Source organism: Pseudomonas cuatrocienegasensis, from assembly GCF_900110925.1.
Classification (GTDB): domain Bacteria; phylum Pseudomonadota; class Gammaproteobacteria; order Pseudomonadales; family Pseudomonadaceae; genus Aquipseudomonas; species Aquipseudomonas cuatrocienegasensis.
The window spans coordinates 66,504-84,327 of sequence record NZ_FOFP01000018.1; the positions used below are offsets into that span (position 1 = coordinate 66,504).

Below are 17,824 nucleotides of genomic sequence, written 5' to 3' on the forward strand. Positions count from 1 at the left end.
GCCATGCAACCCTTCGCCATCGCCCCGTCGATCCTTTCCGCCGACTTCGCCCGCCTGGGTGAGGAAGTGGACAACGTACTCGCCGCGGGTGCTGACATCGTCCACTTCGATGTCATGGACAACCATTACGTGCCCAACCTGACCATCGGCCCGATGGTTTGTGCGGCGCTGCGCAAGTACGGCATCACCGCGCCCATCGACGCGCACCTGATGGTCAAGCCGGTGGACCGGATCATCGGCGACTTTATCGAGGCCGGTGCCAGCTACATCACCTTCCACCCGGAAGCGTCCGAACACATCGACCGTTCCCTGCAGCTGATCAAGGCCGGCGGCGCCAAGGCGGGCCTGGTGTTCAACCCGGCGACCCCGCTGGACGTGCTCAAGCACGTGATGGACAAGGTCGACATGATCCTGCTGATGAGCGTCAACCCCGGCTTTGGCGGGCAGAAGTTCATCCCCCATACCCTCGACAAGCTGCGTGAAGCACGCGCGCTGATCGATGCCAGCGGCCGCGAGATCCGCCTGGAAATCGACGGCGGGGTCAACGTGCAGAATATCGGCGAAATCGCTGCGGCCGGGGCGGATACCTTTGTCGCCGGTTCGGCGATCTTCAACCAGCCGGATTACAAGGCGGTGATCGACGCCATGCGTGCCGAGCTGGCCAAGGTGCGCGGCTGATGCGGCTGTGCGAGCTGTTCGATGGCGAGCTGCCGAAGCTGGTGATGTTCGACCTCGACGGTACCCTGGTGGATTCCGTACCCGACCTGGCTGCGGCCGTGGACAAGACCCTGCAGGTCCTGGGCCGCGAGCCAGCCGGCCTGGCGCAGGTGCGTGATTGGGTCGGCAATGGCGCCCGGGTGCTGGTGCGCCGCGCCCTGGCCGGTGGCATCGAGCACGACAGTGTGGACGATGCCCAAGCCGATGCTGCACTGGCGTGCTTTCTCGATATCTATGCCGACTGCCATCAACTGACCACGCTGTATCCCGGCGTGCGCGAGTTGCTGGATGCCCTGAGCGGTGCCGGCGTTGAAATGGCTGTGGTGACCAACAAGCCGGAGCGTTTCGTCGCGCCGCTGTTGGAGCAGGTCGGCCTGGGCGGTGACTTCCGCTGGATCATCGGCGGCGATACGTTGCCGCAACAGAAGCCCGATCCGGCGGCCTTGCTGCAGGTGATGCGCCTGGCCGGCGTGACCAAGGCGCAGTCGCTGTTTGTGGGTGATTCGCGCAGTGACGTGCTGGCCGCCCGTGCGGCGGGCGTGGCCTGTGTGGCGGTGAGCTACGGCTACAACCATGGCCGGCCGATTGCCGAAGAAGAGCCGAGCCTGGTGGTCGATAAACTCACCGAGCTTTTGTAGGGTGAATCACGCTTCACCGATCCAGCAAAAATTGGCCCGCGCAGGTGAGTCGGTGCAGCGTTATTTCCTCTCTACAGTCAGCTTGCAGCCTGCAGCGTGCAACTGCTACCTTGGCCTCCTCGTTTTTTCCCCCTTCGAGATGCTTCCGTGGTGGTCACCTGCAAACTCTGGATGAAGGTCATCAAGGCCCTGGCCCGTTGGCGCTGGCGCGCCTGACATTCTTCTGCCGCGCCCTGCGGCCCGTTCGCACCTGACCGATTCCCCAAGCCACGAGGCTGATCATGACCCATGAAGAATTTCTGCGTTTAGCCGCTGCCGGCTACAACCGCATTCCCCTGGCCTACGAAACCCTGGCCGACTTCGACACGCCGCTGTCGATCTACCTGAAACTGGCCGACCAGCCCAACACCTACCTGCTTGAGTCCGTTCAGGGCGGCGAGAAGTGGGGGCGTTACTCGATCATCGGCCTGCCGGCGCGTACCGTGCTGCGCGCCTATGGTTCGCGGGTCAGCGTGTCGGTCGATGGCGTCGAGGTGGAGCAGCACGACTGTGCCGACCCGCTGGCCTTCGTCGAGCAGTTCAAGGCGCGTTACCAGGTGCCGACCATCCCCGGCCTGCCGCGCTTCAACGGTGGCCTGGTCGGCTACTTTGCCTACGACAGCGTGCGTTACGTGGAGCCCAAGCTGGCCGCAGGCGTTAATCCCGATCCGCTGCAAACCCCGGATATCCTGTTGATGGTCTCCGATGCAGTGGTGGTGTTCGACAACCTGGCGGGCAAGATGCACGCCATCGTCCTGGCTGACCCGGCCGATGCTGACGCCTTCGCCCAGGGCCAGGCGCGCCTGCAGGGGATTTTGCAGCAGCTGCGCCAGCCGATTGCCCCGCGCCTGGGTGTCGACCTGAATGCCCCGCCCGGCGCGGAGCCGGTGTTTCGCTCCAGCTTCAGCCGTGAGGACTATGAGCGCTCGGTCAACGCGATCAAGGAGTACATCCTGGCCGGCGACTGCATGCAGGTGGTGATCTCCCAGCGCATGTCGATCCCGTTCAAGGCCGCGCCCATCGACCTGTACCGCGCCCTGCGTTGCATCAACCCGACGCCGTATATGTACTTCTTCAATTTTGGCGACTTCCATGTGGTCGGCTCCTCGCCCGAGGTGCTGGTGCGTGTGGAAGACAACCTGATCACCGTGCGCCCCATTGCCGGCACTCGCCCGCGTGGTGCGAACGAGGAGGCCGACCTGGCGCTGGAGCACGACCTGCTCTCGGACGCCAAGGAAGTCGCCGAGCACCTGATGCTGATCGACCTGGGCCGCAATGACACCGGTCGTGTCTCGGAAATCGGCTCGGTCAAACTCACCGAGAAGATGGTCATCGAGCGCTATTCCAATGTCATGCACATCGTCTCCAACGTCACCGGCCACCTGAAACAAGGGCTGACGGCGATGGACGCGCTGCGCGCCATTCTGCCGGCCGGTACCCTGTCCGGCGCGCCGAAGATCCGCGCCATGGAAATCATCGATGAGCTGGAACCGGTCAAGCGCGGTGTGTATGGCGGCGCGGTCGGTTACTACGCCTGGAACGGCAATATGGACACCGCCATCGCCATCCGCACTGCAGTGATCAAGGACGGCGAGCTGCACGTGCAGGCTGGTGCCGGCATCGTCGCCGACTCGGTTCCCGCGCTGGAGTGGGAAGAGACGCTGAACAAGCGCCGCGCCATGTTCCGTGCCGTCGCACTCGCCGAACAGACTGTCGAATAAGGGGCCGGACCATGCTTTTGATGATCGATAACTACGACTCCTTTACCTACAACGTGGTGCAGTACCTGGGTGAGCTGGGCGCCGATGTGCACGTTATCCGTAACGATGAGCTGAGCATCGGCGAAATCGAAGCGCTGCAGCCCGAGCGCATCGTGGTCTCGCCCGGCCCCTGTACGCCCAGCGAAGCCGGCGTCTCCCTGGCGCTGATCGAGCATTTTGCCGGCAAGCTGCCGATCCTCGGCGTATGCCTGGGCCACCAGAGCATCGGCCAGGCCTTCGGCGGTGAGGTGGTGCGCGCGCGCCAAGTGATGCACGGCAAGACTAGCCCGGTGTTCCATGAGGACAAAGGCGTATTCGCCGGCCTCAATATGCCGCTGACCGTGACCCGCTATCACTCCCTGGTGGTCAAGCGCGAGACCTTGCCGGATTGCCTGGATATCACCGCCTGGACCCAGCTCGACGATGGCTCGGTGGATGAGATCATGGGCCTGCGGCACAAGACGCTGCATATCGAAGGGGTGCAGTTCCACCCCGAGTCCATTCTTACCGAGCAGGGCCACGAGCTCTTCGCCAACTTCCTCAAGCAGACCGGAGGCGTGCGCCCATGAATATCAAGGAAGCCCTCAACCGTATCGTCGCGCAGCTCGATCTGAACACCGAGGAAATGCAGGCGGTGATGCGCGAGATCATGACCGGCCAGTGCACCGACGCGCAGATCGGCGCGTTCCTCATGGGCCTGCGCATGAAGAGCGAAACCATCGACGAGATCGTCGGGGCCGCGCAGATCATGCGTGAGCTGGCCGCGCCCGTGCATATTCAGGGCGAGCGCCTGGTCGACACCTGCGGCACCGGTGGCGATGGCATGAACATTTTTAACGTCTCTACTGCGGCGGCGTTTGTCGTGGCGGCCGCCGGTGGGCTGGTGGCCAAGCACGGTAACCGCGCGGTGTCCGGCAAGAGCGGCAGCGCCGATCTGCTGGAAGCCGCCGGCGTATACCTCAACCTCACACCCGAGCAAGTGGCACGCTGCGTGGAGAGCGTTGGCGTCGGCTTTATGTTCGCCCCGGCGCACCACGGCGCAATGAAGCACGCCATCGGGCCGCGCCGCGAACTGGGCCTGCGCACCATCTTCAATATGCTCGGCCCAATGACCAACCCGGCAGGGGTCAAGCATCAGGTCATCGGCGTGTTCAGTCAGGCGCTGTGCCGGCCGATGGCTGAGGTGTTGCAGCGCCTGGGCAGCAAGCATGTACTGGTGGTGCACGCCCAGGACGGTCTCGACGAGATCAGCCTGGCAGCGCCGACCTTCATTGCCGAACTCAAGGATGGTGTGGTCAGCGAATACCGCATCCAGCCGGAAGACTTCGGCATCAAGAGCCAGAGCCTGATCGGCCTGACCGTCGACGACGCCCAGCAGTCGCTGGCGCTGATTCAGGATGCCCTGGGGCGGCGCAAAACCGAGAATGGCCAGAAGGCCGTCGATATGATTGTGCTCAATGCCGGGGCCGCGCTTTATGCTGCGGACCATGCGACCAGCCTCAAGGATGGCATCCATCTGGCCCACGATGCCTTGCATACCGGCTTGGCGCGGGAGAAGCTGGAAGAGCTGGTGTCCTTTACCGCGGTGTTCAAGCAGGAGAATGAAGGATGAGCCTTCCAACCGTTCTGGAGAAGATTCTCGCGCGCAAGGCCGAGGAAGTGGCCGAGCGTCGCGCCCTGGTCAGCCTCGCCGATCTGGAGGCTGAAGCACGCCAGGCCGATGCTCCCCGCGGCTTTGCCCGCGCGCTGTTGGAACAGGCCAAGCGCAAGGCGCCGGCGGTAATCGCCGAAATCAAGAAGGCCTCGCCGAGCAAGGGCGTGCTGCGCGAAGACTTCGACCCGGCGGCGATTGCCGCGAGCTACGCCGCTGGTGGCGCGACCTGCCTGTCGGTGCTCACCGATATCGACTTCTTTCAGGGTGCCGATCGCTACCTGCAACAGGCGCGTGACGCTTGCGCGTTGCCGGTGATCCGCAAGGATTTCATGATCGACCCTTACCAGGTGGTCGAGGCCCGCGCCCTGGGCGCTGACTGCATCCTGCTGATCGTCTCGGCCCTGGATGATGGGCAAATGGCCGAGTTGGCGGCTACGGCCAAAGCCTTTGATTTGGACGTATTGGTGGAGGTGCATGACGGCGATGAGCTTGAACGTGCGCTGAAAACCCTGGATACGCCGCTGATCGGGGTGAATAACCGTAATCTGCATACTTTCGACGTCAGCCTGGAAACCACTCTGGATCTGTTGCCACGTATTCCACGTGATCGCCTGGTGGTGACCGAGAGTGGAATCCTCAACCGCGCCGATGTCGAGCTTATGGAAATCAGCGAGGTCTATGCCTTCCTGGTGGGGGAAGCCTTCATGCGCGCCGAGAACCCGGGTGCCGAGCTGGAGCGCCTGTTCTTCCCCGAACGCAAGCGCGCCGTCATTCGGCCGGATGTCAGCTAAACCATCGGCATTGAACAACCGGCGCATGCGCCGGTTTTTTATTGCTGAAAAATCCCGCTGGCTGCAACAAAGCCTATTCAGGGGCGCTCTGGAGCGGTCCCTTGCGGAACTTGTAACCAATTGATACGGTCACAAAGGCATTGTTGCTTAGCCAGCTAAGTACGGTGGCAAACCCTTGCGCAGCATTTATCCGGCAAAACTGGAGACGTAAAATGAGCGTATTAATAGTGACCGAGCGTGACGAACAGCATATGTCCCATGAGGCGCTTGCCATGGGCAAGCGGGCCTGGGATGTCTACCAGAACGACCAGTTGGTCGGGGTGTTCCCTTCCGAGGAAGAGGCGCAGGCATATAAGACAGAGCTGGAGTCCTCGGCCCTGGCCCAGTCGAGATAATCTGTCTGGGATGAAGTAACCTGCTAGTTTGGATGCACCTGATCACCCTGCGAAGGCGGCGCCTTGCGCAGGGTGATTTCATTTTGCGCCATTGCTAGATCACCTCAAGCGAGCCGCACGATGCCTGTTTTGTTTTCTGACCGTCCGTGTCCTGTATTCGCTCTGCTGTTTGTGTTGGCCGGCTCGTCGAGCGCCCTGGCCGATGATCGCACTGCGTTAGTTAACCTGATCAACGATTACCGGCAAATGCCCCAGCAGTGCCAGGGTAAGGCATTCGATGCCGCCGGCCCGTTGCAGGCCGAAGCGCGTCTTGACCGGGCTCAGATCAGTGGCGGCAGCGACCTGCTCGCAGCCTTGCAGGCGACCGGTTATCAGCCGGCCACGGTACGGGTCATCAGCCTGTCTGGCAGCGTGACCCTGGCCAGCGTGGCCAAGGCCGTCACCGAGCGTTACTGCGCCACCGTGCTGGATGCGCAGTACACCGACATCGGCGTGCAACAGGTCGGCAATAGTTGGCATATCGTGCTCGCCCGGCCGCTGCTGCAGGCCGGTCTGCCGACCTGGGAGGACGCCGGTCGCGCGGTGTTGCAGGCGGTCAATGCCGCCCGTGCAAAGCCACAGCGCTGTGGCACCCAGCCTGTCGATGCTGCGCCGGCCTTGCGTTGGAGCGATAGCCTGGCGCAGACGGCGCTGGCGCACAGCCGCGATATGGCCACGCACAACTACTTCAGCCACACCGCCCGCGATGGCAGCCTGGCCGGGCAGCGGGCCACGCGCGCCGGTTATGCCTGGCAGTTGGTCGGCGAGAACATTGCCGCCGGGCAGGGCAGTGCCAAACAGGTGGTCGACGGCTGGCTGAGCAGCCCGGCGCACTGTTTCAACGTGATGAATGCGGAGTTCAGCGAGATGGGGGCGGCTTATGCGGTTGATCCGCAGAGCGATGCAGGTATTTACTGGACCCAGATGTTCGGTACGCCACAGTGAAGGCCTGAACGCTGGGATGACGCGCTGCACCGAGCGGTGCAGCGCGCGCGGTCATCAGTCCTGGCGGCTGGTGACTTCGAGCAGGTGATAACCGAACTGGGTCTTCACCGGGCCTTGCACCACGTTGACCGGAGCGCTGAATACCACGGTATCGAACTCCTTGACCATCTGGCCTGGGCCGAACGAGCCCAGGTCACCGCCCTGGCGGCTGGACGGGCAGCTGGAGTTGTCCTTGGCGACCTGGGCGAAGTCGGCACCGCCCTCGATAGCGGCTTTCAGTTCGTTGCACTTATCTTCGGTGGCAACCAGGATGTGGCGGGCAGTGGCTTTGGCCATGGGGCGTTACTCCTTTCAAAGAAGTGCGAAGCCTACCGCAATCTTGTCCAGGTCCGCTGCCGTTTTTGCCGTGATGCGCTTCGCCAGCGGACCGATAGCAGGCTCTGGTGGGCGCCCTCAGCGGGTAACGATATGCACACGCCCTGCGCTATGGTCGCGGCCCGGTGCGTGACGATTGGCCGCGCGACCGGGTATGGCATTGTCACCCGCGGCCAGTTCTTCAGCGGTGCTCTTGTCGGCGTCGGTTACGCCGCTGCTGGTCGAGGTGGCATCCGGGTAGCCGGTGGTCAGGGCTTCGGTGCTGGCTGTCAGCGGTCGCTCATCTTCGCCCCACTGGCTGCTGCGTTCATTCACGTCGATGGCGCCATGGCGCGTCAGGGTTTCCTCCACGGCCGGCACCTGGGCGCTGTTGTCCAGGCTTACGGTGACCAGCGTCGAGCCGCGGCGCATGGCTTCAGGGTAGGGGCCGGTGTCGGCGTCATCGGTGAATACCGAGCGGAAGAACGCGCTGACCGCATCACCCACGGACTGCGATTGCTGCTTGCCGGCGGCAATGTCCATCGGCTCACTGTCGACCGTCGCTGGGTTGCTGGAGGCCGACAGCTGGATAGCCCCGTTGGCGATGCCCTGGGCGATCAAGGCCTGTTTGGCTTGGTCGGCCTCAGTGTAGTGGTCGAATGCGGCGATCAGTATCTGGCTCATGCAAGTACCTCTTTCAGGTCAGTGGAGGCGCGTGTTACGGCCCTGTCCCGATATTGGTCGTGCGCGGCGCAGCGATGGTTCAAGCGGATTTGTATGGGCAATTGAGTCGTGCGGCGCGGCAAAAATAAATCGAACCTCTGCCAGCAGTAGCCCTCGATATCCCTGTAACCCATAGGAAATGAGGTGTCATATGAGTAGCACTCAAGACAAACTGAAAGGCCATGCCAACGAAACCATCGGCAAGGTCAAGGAAGGCATCGGCAAGGCGACCGATAATCCACGCCTGGAAGGTGAAGGCGATGCCCAACAGATCAAGGGCAAGGGCCAGCAGCTCAAGGGCGATGCGAAAGATGCGATCAAGCGCGGTGTCGACAAGGTCTGACATCTGGCGCTGAGCAAAACCCGGCCCTTTCAAGGGGGCCGGGTTTTTTTATGCGTAGCGTTCGTCGTTAGCACTGGGGGCTGCTAAGAAGGCAGCTTGTGTGATGGGGTTCACCGGTTCGCGTACTGGGCAACAGTGCCGGTATATATCCAGCGGGTTGCAGGCGGCAAAATCGGCGATGTGGGTTTAGAATGAAGAGCATGGGGCTGACACTGGATCATCGTCGGCGGCGCCCATGTTCTGATTTCCATCCGAGCGTATGCCCGTGCGCAGCGCTCGCTACAACCTGCAAGGATTACTGTGTTGATCAAGAACGCTATGCGTGCGCTGCTGTTGGCCAGCAGCCTGTTGAGCCTGAGCTGCTGGGCGCAGATGGCTCCGCTCGAGGCCATGAACATGGTAGCCCTGCAGCGCAGTCTGGGGCAGATCGTGGCCAAGGATTATCTGATGATCGGCTCTGGGGTGAAGGTTGACGACGCCAGCAAGCAGCTCACCGACACCATGGCGCTTTTCGAGGATCACCACGCTCAACTTAAAGCCTATGCGCCGAATGACGCCATCCGTGCTGCATTGGATAAAGTCGAGCGTACCTGGAGTGAATACCGCGTGCTGGTCACCGCCACTCCAGACAAGGCTCAGGCCCCTGCGGTGCTGGCCAAAGCCGAGGAGCTGGTGCAGCAGTGCCAACAGGCGACAGACCTGTTCGAGCAACTCAATGGCGATGCTGCTTCCCGTTCGATCAACCGCAGTGGCTGGAACCGCGTGCTGACCCAGCGCAGTGCCATGTTCTACATGGCCCGTGCCTGGGGTGTCGAGGCGCCGGGGCTGGACGAGTCTTTCGAGGCATCGGTCAAAGAGTTCGGTCTGATCATGCAGGAGCTGCAAGCCGCTGGCGCCCCCAACGCAGAAATCGCCGATGCCTTGCGCAAGACCGATGCGCGCTGGCAGTTCGCGAGTAAGGCCTTCGCCTCCAAGGAATTTGTGCCGACCATCGTTGCCATCAACGCCGAAGCACTGTTCCGCCAGCTCAACGAAATGACCCGCCTCTACGCCGGCTTGCGCGAAGACGGCCTCTGATTCGTCCCCTGCGCCCGGCGCCCGGCGCCTCTTGCCAGGCACGGGCGAGCAGTCCAATTCGCTGCAAGACGCTGGCAATTTCTCGTTTCCCCTGTCGGCAAAGTTTTGCCCTTTGACGGCAAAGAGCCGTGCTGGGTGTTCGCTGCAAGCCCTGTAATGCCTGGGTGGCCACTAGCTGGCCCAGATTCTGCTTGATGCCGGTCATGACACTGCCAGGAGGCCTTATGACCAGCATCACCAGCAGCACCCCAGCGATGGTCAGTTACTACACCAGCCAGGCGAATGCCTTATCCGCCAAGACCGACACCAATGCCGAGGGTGCCGCTAGCAGCGACCCACTGGCAGAACTGCGCCGCTATGCCGGCCAGGTAGTCGCGCGCAGCGAAGGTGGTTTGCTGCGCGCGCTGAATAACGGCACGGGCACGACGGCCTCCTCCAGTGCTACGGCTGCCGGCGGTGCAAGCGGCAGTGCGGCTACGGCCACTATTCCGCTGCCGGATGTCGCCGACCTGGACCGCGACGAAGCCAATAAGCTGCTGGGGCAAGTCCAGACCCTGATCGATCAGGGTCTGGACAAGAGCATCAGCTTCAGTGGCGTCAATGGCGATAAGGAAACCCAATCATTGGATACCTACCGCCAGTGGTTGCAGGAGAAGGGCGGTATCAGCGTTTACGCCTGATGCGTGTCGAAGACTTCAGCCAGATGTTCTTGGTAACGCAGGACATCCCCCTCGATGGCTGGGCGTTTCATCACGTCGACGCAGAGAAAGGTTGGCAGGGCGGTCATGCCCAGGAACTCATTGGCCTTGTGAAACGGCAGGTAGACCGCATCCACACCCTTGCCTGCAAAGAAGTCTGACGGGTCGTCGAAGGCCTGTTGCGGCGCATTCCAGGTCAACGACAGCATGTATTGCTTACCCTGGATCATGCCGCCGCTGCCGTACTTCTGCGAGGCATCGGAGCGGGTGCGACCATCGCTGGCATAGAGGCTGCCATGGCCAGCGGTAAAGACTTCGTCGAGGTACTTCTTCACCGTCCAGGGTGCGCCCATCCACCAGCCGGGCATCTGGTAGATCACCACATCGGCCCACAGGTATTTGGCCACCTCGTCGTCCACCTCATAACCCGCGTCGATATGGGTCTGGCGCAGGTCATGGCCGGCGCGGTCGAGAAAGGCCAGCGCGGTGTCATGCAGGGTGGTGTTGTAACGGCCATCGGAATGGGCGAACTGTTTGCCGCCGTTGAGCAGCAGGATCTTCTTCATGGCATCAGCCTCCTTATAGGGGAATAACGGCATGCTAAAGCCTGCGCCCCTGCCGAAACACCGGCCGGGGCGCAAATGACATGTGCTCTAGGGGCAAGAATGGCGAGGCCAAGCCTGCTGTAGCGTTAGTAACGCTGACTGCTATGGGGAGTGGCGCGGCAGGTTGATCCGCGCTCGCTGTGTTACAGCTTAAAGTGTCCGACCAGTTCATCCAGTTGCGTCGACAGGCTCTGCAGGCTGGTGCTGGATTGGGTGAGCTGGTCGGCGATCTGGGTGGTTTCTTGGGTGAAATGGTTGATCTGCTCGACGTTGCGGTTGATTTCCTCGACCACGCAGGACTGCTCCTCGGTCGCAGTGGCCACCTGAATGTTCTGATCGTTGATCTGGCTGATATGGCCATTGATCTGCTCCAGGGCCGCGGAGGCCCTGCCGGCGTACTCCACCACCTGTTCGCTCTGCTGCCGGCCCCTGGCCATGACCTCCACCGCCGCGCGGGATTCGCGCTGCAGGCGGTCGATCACCTGCTGGATTTCTTCGGTCGAAGCGCCCGAGCGGCTGGCCAGCGTGCGCACCTCGTCAGCCACCACGGCAAAGCCGCGGCCCTGTTCGCCGGCACGGGCGGCTTCGATGGCGGCGTTGAGTGCCAGCAGGTTGGTTTGCTCGGAGATGCTGCGGATGGTGTTGAGCGTCGAGCTGATCGCGTTGATCTGCCCGGCGAGGGTCTCGACCACCTGGGAGGCCTGCTGCAGTTCGCCGCTGAGGGTTTCGATCTGTTGCTGAGCCTGGGTCACCACGTCGCGGCCATCGCCGGCCTGGGTGCTGGCTTCGCTGGCCATGCGCGCGGCATTTTCGGCGTTACCGGCGATTTCGTTGACCGTGGCGCCGAGCTCATGGACCGCCGTGGCGACCTGCACCGTGCGATCACTCTGGGCGGCGCAGTTGCTCTGGGTCAGGCGAGCACGCTCGGCTACTTCGCGGGCCATGGCCGAAAGCTGCCGTGAGTTGCCGGCCAACTGCTGCATGGTGCCGTGAATCTTGTCGATAAAGCGGTTGAAGCTGTTGGCGATCTCGCTCAGCTCGTCCTGGCCTGGCAGCTCGATACGCGTATTCAGTGCCAGGTTTTCGGCGGCATTGCCCAGCTTGTCCTGCAGGATGGAAACGCGACGGCGCAGGTTGGCGACGATCAACCAGGCGGTGATAAAGGACACCACCAGGCCAAGGGCAATAATTGCCAGTTGCCGGGTGCGGCCGCTGGCATAACTTTCATTGCTGCGCTGGTTCTGTTGCTCGGCCTGCTGCAGCAAACCGTCGAGCAGCTCGTTGGCGCCCTGGCGCATCACCCCATAACTTTTGGCGTACTGGTCACGGTAGATCTGCTGGGCGCGGGGCATATCGCCGCCATCGAGGGCTTGCAACAGGGGGGTCAGCTCTGCACTCACCATACTCTCGAACTGATCGAGCAGGCGCTGTGCCTGGGCCTTGCGCTCCGGGTTGACCTGAGCCTCGACTGCATTGCGCATGGCTTCGCGCATGCCTGGGATGTCCTCGTTGAGCGCCTCTTGAACCCGTGTCTTGACCCCGCGTTCGTCGCGCAGGCCTGTGTCCTGCAGCAGCATCATGTCGATGCCCACGCGCATGCGCGGGATGCGTGAGGCTGCTTCGGCCATGGCGCGCATCGGTGCCGAGGTATTGAGGTACAGCGCACTGGCCTGCTGCTGCATGGTGGACATGCTGTTCAGGCTGGTCACTGCCACCAGAATCAGGGCAATGCAGGGAATGGCCACAGCGATAATCAGGCGGGTTTTCAGAGTCAGTGAGTCGAGGCGCATGAGGCCCATTCCTTATTAGAATGAAACAGCAGTATAGGTGGGGCTAGCTGACTACGCCGGCAGGTTGGCTATGCATTCGCACCCGGTCAGGAAGTCGGCAGATACGAGGAAATCATGAGCCGCCTTCTTTACCTGTTAGGGGCTGTTTGCGTTTCGTCGCGAGCCGCGTTGCCGCGAAAAATCTCGCCAGGCCGGGCGGCGTTCCGCCAGGCAGAGGACGCCGGTAATGGTGTTCCCTTGCCAAGTCCTCCAGCAGCGCATGGCGAGATTTTGTGCGCAACCTAGACGGCCTCACCCGAAGGGCCCGGCGCGGCCGCGAACGAAACGGCAATCATGTCGGGCATCATGGCGTTGCCGATATGCCTGGTGATCACCGCCGCCAACACCGGCTTGAGCGAGGGTTATCTGCTGCGCGTAATCAAGGCCTATCAGTTGGCCATGCCGGTCGCTTTTTGCTGTGTGCTGTTCGTGCGGCCGGTGGTCATGATGCTGGTGCGTTTGACGACTCGTTCGGTGCCGTAACGAGCGTTGTCAGGTGCCTGTTTGGCTATCGTAGGGCGTGACAGTGTCTATCCGCTGCATCGCGCCGAGCCGAGAATGCAGGCCGACGCTACGGCCGAGCTTGTCATGCACATCGCCCTCCTCACTTTCGACAGTTTCAACGAGTTCGATTCGTTGGTTGCCCAGGCTCAGGCTGGTGACTCAGCGGGTGCCGAATACCACCATGGTCTTGCCTTTGACGTGGACCAGGCCCTGTTCTTCCAGAGCCTTGAGGACACGCCCGACCATTTCTCGTGAGCAGCCGACGATACGACCGATTTCCTGGCGGGTAATCTTGATCTGCATGCCGTCAGGGTGGGTCATGGCGTCAGGTTGCTTGCACAGGTCGAGCAGGGTGCGGGCAACGCGGCCGGTGACGTCGAGGAAAGCCAGGTCGCCAACCTTGCGTGTGGTGTTGCGTAGGCGCTCGGCCATCTGGCTGCCGAGGGCGAACAGAATGTCCGGGTCTTGCAGGGTCAGTTCGCGGAACTTGGCGTAGCTGAGTTCGGCGACCTCGCACTCGGTCTTGGCACGGACCCAGGCGCTGCGTTCCTTCTCTGTACCATCCTTTTCGAACAGACCCATTTCGCCAAAAAAGTCCCCCGAGTTGAGATAGGCGATGATCATTTCCCGACCATCGTCATCTTCGATCAGGATGGTGACCGAGCCTTTGACGATGAAGAACAGAGTTTCGCAGCGGTCGCCCGCATAAATGATGGTGCTTTTTGCGGTGTAGCGACGGCGATGACAATGGGCGAGAAGCTTGTCCAGGTTCTTGATCTTGGGTGTGAGGGTGATAGCGACCATGCGAAGTCCCGAGTGTAATAATGAAGCCTTATCCGGCTGACGATTTTTTATAAGTCTAATTTTCGGTCGAGTGTGCCAGTAATCCGGCGTCAGCTTAGCAAACACTTTTAGGCAAGGGTCTGTTTTGCGACGTACGTAGCATAAGGCTGTTGAACTTTGCTCGATCTGTGATGTAGGTCGAGGCCGTTCTTGGGTCCAGGTCGCCCTTGCATGCCTCTTACAGCATAGGCGCTGTGCTAAGCTACGGCTCTTTTTAACTGCGGGGGCCGCGTAATGAAAGCGCGTATTCAGTGGGCTGGCGAAGCCCTGTTCATCGGCGAGTCGGGCAGTGGCCACGCGGTCGTCATGGACGGTCCACCGGAGAGTGGCGGGCGCAATCTGGGCATACGGCCCATGGAAATGCTGCTGATCGGCCTGGGTGGCTGCAGCAATTTCGATGTGGTGAGTATCCTGAAGAAGTCACGCCAGCCGGTGGAAAGCTGTGAGGCCTTCCTCGAGGCCGAACGTGCCACTGAAGAGCCGAAGGTGTTCACCAAGATTCACCTGCATTTCGTGGTCAAGGGGCGCGGGTTGAAAGAGGCTCAGGTCAAGCGGGCCGTCGAGCTGTCGGCGGAGAAGTACTGCTCGGCATCGATCATGCTGGGTCGCGCCGGTGTGGAAATCACTCACGACTACGAGATTGTCGAGCTGGGCTAGGGTCTGTTGCCGTTTCGTTCGCTCACGACGAAACGGGAGCAGACCCTAATACTTCGATACTCAGCAAAAAGGGCGCCGCGGCGCCCTTTTTGCTGGCTGAGGTAAGCCCTCAGATGCGGTAGGTGCTTGATGTCATCACCTTGGATAGCAGGGACATGCCGAGCTTCACCGGCGCCGGGAAGCGCAGGCCGCCGGCCTCCAGGGCGTTGCTGGCGTGGGCCTGCTCGTCGGTGCGCATCTGCTCGAGGATCGCTCGCGACTTTTCGTCTTCCGGCGGTAACTGCTCCAGGTGGTCATCGAGGTGTTTGACCACCTGGTCTTCGGTAGCGGCAACAAAACCCAGGCTGACCTTGTCGCTGATCAGCCCGGCCACTGCCCCAACGCCGAAGGACAGGCCATAGAACAGCGGGTTGAGCACGCTGGGCTGGCTACCCAGTTGGCGGATGCGCTGTTCGCACCAGGCTAAGTGGTCGATTTCCTCTTCCGCGGCATGCTCCATGGCCGCGCGGACTTCGGGCAGCTTGGCCGTCAGCGCCTGGCCCTGATAAAGCGCCTGGGCGCAGACCTCGCCGGTGTGGTTGATGCGCATCAGACCGGCGATGTGACGTGTCTGCTGTTCATCGAGTTGCGCGTCGGGCTGCACGATGGCAGGCGAAGGCCTGCCCGGCTGGCCACTGAAGGGCAGCAGGGTGCGCAGCGCGGTGTCGGCTTGCAGCAGCAGGCGATCGAGGGGGGAATACTGACGTTCACTGGCCATGGTCATTCTCCGGCAGGTCACAACGGCCGTCAGTTTACTCCAAACGTCCAGCTGCGGCTTGCGGTGCATCGTCTCAGGCGCTCGCTGACTTGCACGGCGGCACGCCTGCGGCGAGGATGGAGGCGCCTATGATCATGGCCGAGATGTTTGGCAGGAGCGCATGTGAAGAATGATATCCATGACCTGGGACTGGTCATCGACTCCCGGATCAAACTGATCCTGATCGAGTCCTGGGATGAGCCGCGGGTGCTGGAAACCCTGACCAGTCTGGCGGTCAAGCGCGGTTTGGGGTTGCAGACCTGGTCGATTACCGAAGGTTTGCAACGCAGTGCCGGTGTGCCCGCCCCGGACGATGCTCCGGCCAGTCAGGACCCTGAAGTGGCGCTGCGCTTGATCAAGGCGGACCCGCAGCCAACGCTGTATGTCGCCTGCGATCTGCATCCCTTTCTGGATGACAACCCGCGGTTAGTGCGCTTGCTCAAGGACATTGCCATGCGCCAGAGCGCGCAGGCGCCCACCCTGGTGCTGGTGTCCCACGCCTGCAAATTGCCGCCGGAGGTGCAGCGTTTTGCGGCGCGCTTCAGCCTGGCTCTACCCAGTGAAGAAGAGCTGTTGTCCATTGTCCGCGAAGAGGCCAGCCGCTGGAGCGAGCGCAACCGCAGCGCGCGGGTGCGCACCGACAACCTCACGTTGCAGCAGGTGGTGAAGAACCTGCGCGGTATGAGTCATGCGGAGGCGCGTTCACTGGCGCGTACCATCATCTGTGACGATGGTGCCATCACCCAGGACGATTTGCCGGAACTCAATCGCACCAAATTCCAACTGCTGGACCTGGAGGGCGTGTTGAGTTTCGAGCACGACACGGCGCGCTTTGCCGAGGTGGGTGGGCTGCTCAATCTCAAACGCTGGTTGGCCGAGCGGCAAACGGTGTTTCTGCAAGGGCAGGGCAGTGATTCGCCCAAAGGCATGCTGCTGGTGGGGGTGCAGGGTGGCGGCAAGAGCCTGGCGGCCAAGGCGGTCGCGGGGCTCTGGGGTGTGCCGCTGCTGCGCCTGGATTTCGGCAGCCTGTACAACAAGTTCTTCGGCGAAACCGAGCGCAACCTGCGCGAAGCCCTGCGGCTGGCCGAGCAGATGGCGCCCTGCGTGCTGTGGATGGATGAGATCGAAAAAGGCCTGGCTACCGGCGACAATGACGGTGGGGTCAGTCAGCGGGTATTGGGCACTCTGCTGACCTGGATGGCTGAGCGTAAGGCGCCGGTATTTATGGTCGCCACTGCCAATGTCATCGCCCATCTGCCGCCGGAGCTGGTACGCAAGGGGCGTTTCGACGAGTTGTTCTTTGTCGACTTACCGACCGCCGAGGTACGGGATGAGATTTTGCGCATTCACCTGTGCCGTCGTGACCTGGCACCGGAAACCTTTGACATGGGCGCGCTGGTGGCGTTGAGCGAGGGCTTCTCTGGCGCAGAGTTGGAGCAGGCGGTGGTCAGCGCCCTGTATGCCGCCCAGGCCCGCCAACAAGCGGTGGACCAGGTGCTGCTGGCGCACAGCCTGCAAAGCACCTCGCCGCTGTCGGTGGTGATGGCCGAAGACCTGGCCGCGTTGCGCGCCTGGGCTCAGGGTCGCACCGTCAAGGCGGGTTGAGTGCGACGCGACGATTGAGTCGGCCGCTGATCAGGCGGGTGAGGCTGCGCGGCAGTAGCCGTGGCAAGCGACTGAGCAGGCGGGTGCGCCAGCCTGGGATGATCACTGCGCGATTCTTGTCCAGGCCGCGCATGGCCAGCAGGGCCACTTCTTCGGCGCTCAGCACCAGCTTGCTGCCCGCCAGGTTGTTCAGGTTCATGCCGGCCTTGCGAAAGAAGGCGCTGCGCGTCGGGCCGGGGCACAACACGGATACGCCGACCCCGCTGGACGCCAGTTCGACGCGCAACCCTTCGGAAAAATGCAGCACATAGGCCTTGCTGGCGCAGTAACTGCTCAGCCACGGACCTGGCTGGAAGGCTGCCAGCGAGGCAACGTTGAGAATCTGCCCTTGACCGCGGCGGGCCATGGCGCCACCGATAGCGTGACACAGGCGAGTAAGCGCGAGCATGTTGAGTTCGACCAGGCGCTGCACGTCGCTCCAGTCCTGCTCGATAAAGGCGCCGTGCTGGCCGATGCCGGCATTGTTGACCAGCAGCTCGATCAGGTAGTCGCTTTGCTCCAGCTCATGCAGCAGGCCCGACAGTTGAATCGGTTGCGCCAGGTCGCAGGTGCGAAACAGCACCTCCACGCCAAAGCGCTGGGCCAGCTCGTAGGCGATGCTTTCCAGCGCATCGCGTTGACGTGCCACCAGGATCAGGTTGCGCCCACGGCGCGCCAACGCTTCGGCCAGGGCCAGGCCAATACCGCTGGAGGCGCCAGTAACGAGAGCGTAACGGGGCATAGCGACTCCGGTTTGGCGTACGCCCCGCGGT

Annotated in this window: 20 protein-coding genes and 2 pseudogenes; 14 read left to right on the forward strand and 8 right to left on the reverse strand. The window is 62.2% G+C overall.

Annotation, left to right across the window (positions count from 1 at the left end):
* The first annotated feature begins 3 nt into the window (after positions 1 to 3).
* From rpe to BMW49_RS20400, 8 genes are all read left to right on the forward strand, one after another.
* The gene (gene rpe / locus BMW49_RS20365) at positions 4 to 678 is read left to right on the forward strand and encodes a ribulose-phosphate 3-epimerase (protein WP_069520825.1); all 675 of its coding nucleotides are present in this window, start codon (positions 4 to 6) and stop codon (positions 676 to 678) included.
* Positions 678 to 1,355: a phosphoglycolate phosphatase gene (locus BMW49_RS20370; protein ID WP_069520823.1), complete on the forward strand. Its 678-nt coding sequence runs from the start codon at positions 678 to 680 to the stop codon at positions 1,353 to 1,355. The genes rpe and BMW49_RS20370 overlap by 1 nt, the downstream gene beginning before the upstream one ends.
* Positions 1,356 to 1,636: 281 nt before the next feature.
* Positions 1,637 to 3,115 (forward strand): anthranilate synthase component I, encoded by a 1,479-nt coding sequence (trpE, locus tag BMW49_RS20375; protein WP_069520821.1) that lies wholly within the window; start codon positions 1,637 to 1,639, stop codon positions 3,113 to 3,115.
* An 11-nt stretch (positions 3,116 to 3,126) separates the two neighbouring features.
* Positions 3,127 to 3,723 carry an aminodeoxychorismate/anthranilate synthase component II gene (locus tag BMW49_RS20380; protein ID WP_069520819.1) on the forward strand — a complete coding sequence of 199 codons (597 nt, stop codon included), beginning with the start codon at positions 3,127 to 3,129 and terminating at the stop codon, positions 3,721 to 3,723.
* Positions 3,720 to 4,766 carry an anthranilate phosphoribosyltransferase gene (gene trpD, locus BMW49_RS20385; RefSeq protein WP_069520817.1) on the forward strand — a complete coding sequence of 349 codons (1,047 nt, stop codon included), beginning with the start codon at positions 3,720 to 3,722 and terminating at the stop codon, positions 4,764 to 4,766. The genes BMW49_RS20380 and trpD overlap by 4 nt, the downstream gene beginning before the upstream one ends.
* A complete protein-coding gene (trpC, locus tag BMW49_RS20390; protein WP_069520815.1) occupies positions 4,763 to 5,599 on the forward strand; it encodes an indole-3-glycerol phosphate synthase TrpC in 837 nt (278 codons plus the stop codon). Before trpD ends, trpC begins: the two co-directional genes overlap by 4 nt.
* Before the next feature lie 212 nt (positions 5,600 to 5,811).
* Positions 5,812 to 5,994: a hypothetical protein gene (locus tag BMW49_RS20395; protein ID WP_069520813.1), complete on the forward strand. Its 183-nt coding sequence runs from the start codon at positions 5,812 to 5,814 to the stop codon at positions 5,992 to 5,994.
* Positions 5,995 to 6,114: 120 nt separating this feature from the next.
* Positions 6,115 to 6,978: a CAP domain-containing protein gene (locus BMW49_RS20400; protein WP_069520811.1), complete on the forward strand. Its 864-nt coding sequence runs from the start codon at positions 6,115 to 6,117 to the stop codon at positions 6,976 to 6,978.
* A 54-nt stretch (positions 6,979 to 7,032) separates the two neighbouring features.
* Here BMW49_RS20400 and BMW49_RS20405 read toward each other — a convergent pair whose 3' ends face one another.
* Together BMW49_RS20405 and BMW49_RS20410 are read right to left on the reverse strand one after the other, a co-directional pair.
* A complete protein-coding gene (locus BMW49_RS20405) occupies positions 7,033 to 7,314 on the reverse strand; it encodes a peptidylprolyl isomerase (protein ID WP_069520809.1) in 282 nt (93 codons plus the stop codon).
* A 117-nt stretch (positions 7,315 to 7,431) separates the two neighbouring features.
* Entirely contained in the window at positions 7,432 to 8,016 is a 585-nt protein-coding gene (locus BMW49_RS20410; RefSeq protein WP_069520808.1) for a hypothetical protein, read from the reverse strand.
* Between the two features lie 190 nt (positions 8,017 to 8,206).
* Here BMW49_RS20410 and BMW49_RS20415 point away from each other — a divergent pair, with 190 nt between their 5' ends.
* From BMW49_RS20415 to BMW49_RS20425, 3 genes are all read left to right on the forward strand, one after another.
* Entirely contained in the window at positions 8,207 to 8,398 is a 192-nt protein-coding gene (locus BMW49_RS20415) for a CsbD family protein (RefSeq protein ID WP_069520806.1), read from the forward strand.
* 300 nt (positions 8,399 to 8,698) lie between these two features.
* Positions 8,699 to 9,475, forward strand: coding sequence for a type IV pili methyl-accepting chemotaxis transducer N-terminal domain-containing protein (locus tag BMW49_RS20420; RefSeq protein ID WP_244168384.1), 777 nt, complete (start codon positions 8,699 to 8,701; stop codon positions 9,473 to 9,475).
* Positions 9,476 to 9,699: 224 nt separating this feature from the next.
* On the forward strand, positions 9,700 to 10,155 hold the full coding sequence (locus BMW49_RS20425; protein WP_069520802.1) for a hypothetical protein: 456 nt from the start codon (positions 9,700 to 9,702) through the stop codon (positions 10,153 to 10,155).
* Here BMW49_RS20425 and mdaB read toward each other — a convergent pair.
* The 3 genes and pseudogenes from mdaB to BMW49_RS25700 all read right to left on the reverse strand — a co-directional run.
* Positions 10,146 to 10,739 carry an NADPH:quinone oxidoreductase MdaB gene (mdaB, locus tag BMW49_RS20430; protein WP_069520801.1) on the reverse strand — a complete coding sequence of 198 codons (594 nt, stop codon included), beginning with the start codon at positions 10,737 to 10,739 and terminating at the stop codon, positions 10,146 to 10,148. The two genes, BMW49_RS20425 and mdaB, sit on opposite strands and share 10 nt — an antisense overlap.
* A 182-nt stretch (positions 10,740 to 10,921) precedes the next feature.
* On the reverse strand, positions 10,922 to 11,761 hold the full coding sequence (locus tag BMW49_RS25695; RefSeq protein WP_425272768.1) for a methyl-accepting chemotaxis protein: 840 nt from the start codon (positions 11,759 to 11,761) through the stop codon (positions 10,922 to 10,924).
* An 18-nt stretch (positions 11,762 to 11,779) separates the two neighbouring features.
* Positions 11,780 to 12,577 (reverse strand): annotated as a pseudogene (locus tag BMW49_RS25700) (MCP four helix bundle domain-containing protein); the annotation flags it as partial.
* Between the two features lie 324 nt (positions 12,578 to 12,901).
* On the opposite strand from BMW49_RS25700, the pseudogene BMW49_RS20440 reads away from it, so the two are divergent.
* A pseudogene (locus BMW49_RS20440) lies at positions 12,902 to 13,090 on the forward strand (DUF2798 domain-containing protein); the annotation flags it as partial.
* Between the two features lie 180 nt (positions 13,091 to 13,270).
* On the opposite strand, the gene crp reads toward BMW49_RS20440, so the two are convergent.
* A complete protein-coding gene (gene crp / locus BMW49_RS20445; RefSeq protein ID WP_069520795.1) occupies positions 13,271 to 13,915 on the reverse strand; it encodes a cAMP-activated global transcriptional regulator CRP in 645 nt (214 codons plus the stop codon).
* Positions 13,916 to 14,188: 273 nt separating this feature from the next.
* Here crp and BMW49_RS20450 point away from each other — a divergent pair, with 273 nt between their 5' ends.
* Positions 14,189 to 14,611: an OsmC family protein gene (locus BMW49_RS20450; RefSeq protein WP_069520793.1), complete on the forward strand. Its 423-nt coding sequence runs from the start codon at positions 14,189 to 14,191 to the stop codon at positions 14,609 to 14,611.
* A 109-nt stretch (positions 14,612 to 14,720) separates the two neighbouring features.
* Here BMW49_RS20450 and coq7 read toward each other — a convergent pair whose 3' ends face one another.
* On the reverse strand, positions 14,721 to 15,368 hold the full coding sequence (gene coq7 / locus BMW49_RS20455) for a 2-polyprenyl-3-methyl-6-methoxy-1,4-benzoquinone monooxygenase (RefSeq protein ID WP_069520791.1): 648 nt from the start codon (positions 15,366 to 15,368) through the stop codon (positions 14,721 to 14,723).
* A 162-nt stretch (positions 15,369 to 15,530) separates the two neighbouring features.
* Here coq7 and BMW49_RS20460 point away from each other — a divergent pair, with 162 nt between their 5' ends.
* A complete protein-coding gene (locus BMW49_RS20460) occupies positions 15,531 to 17,012 on the forward strand; it encodes an AAA family ATPase (protein ID WP_069520789.1) in 1,482 nt (493 codons plus the stop codon).
* Here BMW49_RS20460 and BMW49_RS20465 read toward each other — a convergent pair.
* Positions 16,999 to 17,793 carry an SDR family NAD(P)-dependent oxidoreductase gene (locus BMW49_RS20465; protein ID WP_069520787.1) on the reverse strand — a complete coding sequence of 265 codons (795 nt, stop codon included), beginning with the start codon at positions 17,791 to 17,793 and terminating at the stop codon, positions 16,999 to 17,001. The two genes, BMW49_RS20460 and BMW49_RS20465, sit on opposite strands and share 14 nt — an antisense overlap.
* Positions 17,794 to 17,824 lie beyond the last annotated feature (31 nt).

Excerpts from the sequence above, each read along its gene's own strand:
- rpe (WP_069520825.1), top strand. The coding sequence starts at position 4 with ATGCAACCCTTCGCCATCGCCCCGTCGATCCTTTCCGCCGACTTCGCC.
- BMW49_RS20370 (WP_069520823.1), top strand. The coding sequence starts at position 678 with ATGCGGCTGTGCGAGCTGTTCGATGGCGAGCTGCCGAAGCTGGTGATG.
- mdaB (WP_069520801.1), bottom strand. The coding sequence starts at position 10,739 with ATGAAGAAGATCCTGCTGCTCAACGGCGGCAAACAGTTCGCCCATTCC.
- BMW49_RS20405 (WP_069520809.1), bottom strand. The coding sequence starts at position 7,314 with ATGGCCAAAGCCACTGCCCGCCACATCCTGGTTGCCACCGAAGATAAG.
- BMW49_RS20465 (WP_069520787.1), bottom strand. The coding sequence starts at position 17,793 with ATGCCCCGTTACGCTCTCGTTACTGGCGCCTCCAGCGGTATTGGCCTG.
- coq7 (WP_069520791.1), bottom strand. The coding sequence starts at position 15,368 with ATGGCCAGTGAACGTCAGTATTCCCCCCTCGATCGCCTGCTGCTGCAA.
- BMW49_RS20410 (WP_069520808.1), bottom strand. The coding sequence starts at position 8,016 with ATGAGCCAGATACTGATCGCCGCATTCGACCACTACACTGAGGCCGAC.
- trpC (WP_069520815.1), top strand. The coding sequence starts at position 4,763 with ATGAGCCTTCCAACCGTTCTGGAGAAGATTCTCGCGCGCAAGGCCGAG.
- BMW49_RS20415 (WP_069520806.1), top strand. The coding sequence starts at position 8,207 with ATGAGTAGCACTCAAGACAAACTGAAAGGCCATGCCAACGAAACCATC.
- BMW49_RS20425 (WP_069520802.1), top strand. The coding sequence starts at position 9,700 with ATGACCAGCATCACCAGCAGCACCCCAGCGATGGTCAGTTACTACACC.
- BMW49_RS20380 (WP_069520819.1), top strand. The coding sequence starts at position 3,127 with ATGCTTTTGATGATCGATAACTACGACTCCTTTACCTACAACGTGGTG.
- trpD (WP_069520817.1), top strand. The coding sequence starts at position 3,720 with ATGAATATCAAGGAAGCCCTCAACCGTATCGTCGCGCAGCTCGATCTG.
- BMW49_RS20400 (WP_069520811.1), top strand. The coding sequence starts at position 6,115 with ATGCCTGTTTTGTTTTCTGACCGTCCGTGTCCTGTATTCGCTCTGCTG.
- BMW49_RS25695 (WP_425272768.1), bottom strand. The coding sequence starts at position 11,761 with ATGCAGCAGTTGGCCGGCAACTCACGGCAGCTTTCGGCCATGGCCCGC.
- crp (WP_069520795.1), bottom strand. The coding sequence starts at position 13,915 with ATGGTCGCTATCACCCTCACACCCAAGATCAAGAACCTGGACAAGCTT.
- BMW49_RS20395 (WP_069520813.1), top strand. The coding sequence starts at position 5,812 with ATGAGCGTATTAATAGTGACCGAGCGTGACGAACAGCATATGTCCCAT.
- trpE (WP_069520821.1), top strand. The coding sequence starts at position 1,637 with ATGACCCATGAAGAATTTCTGCGTTTAGCCGCTGCCGGCTACAACCGC.
- BMW49_RS20450 (WP_069520793.1), top strand. The coding sequence starts at position 14,189 with ATGAAAGCGCGTATTCAGTGGGCTGGCGAAGCCCTGTTCATCGGCGAG.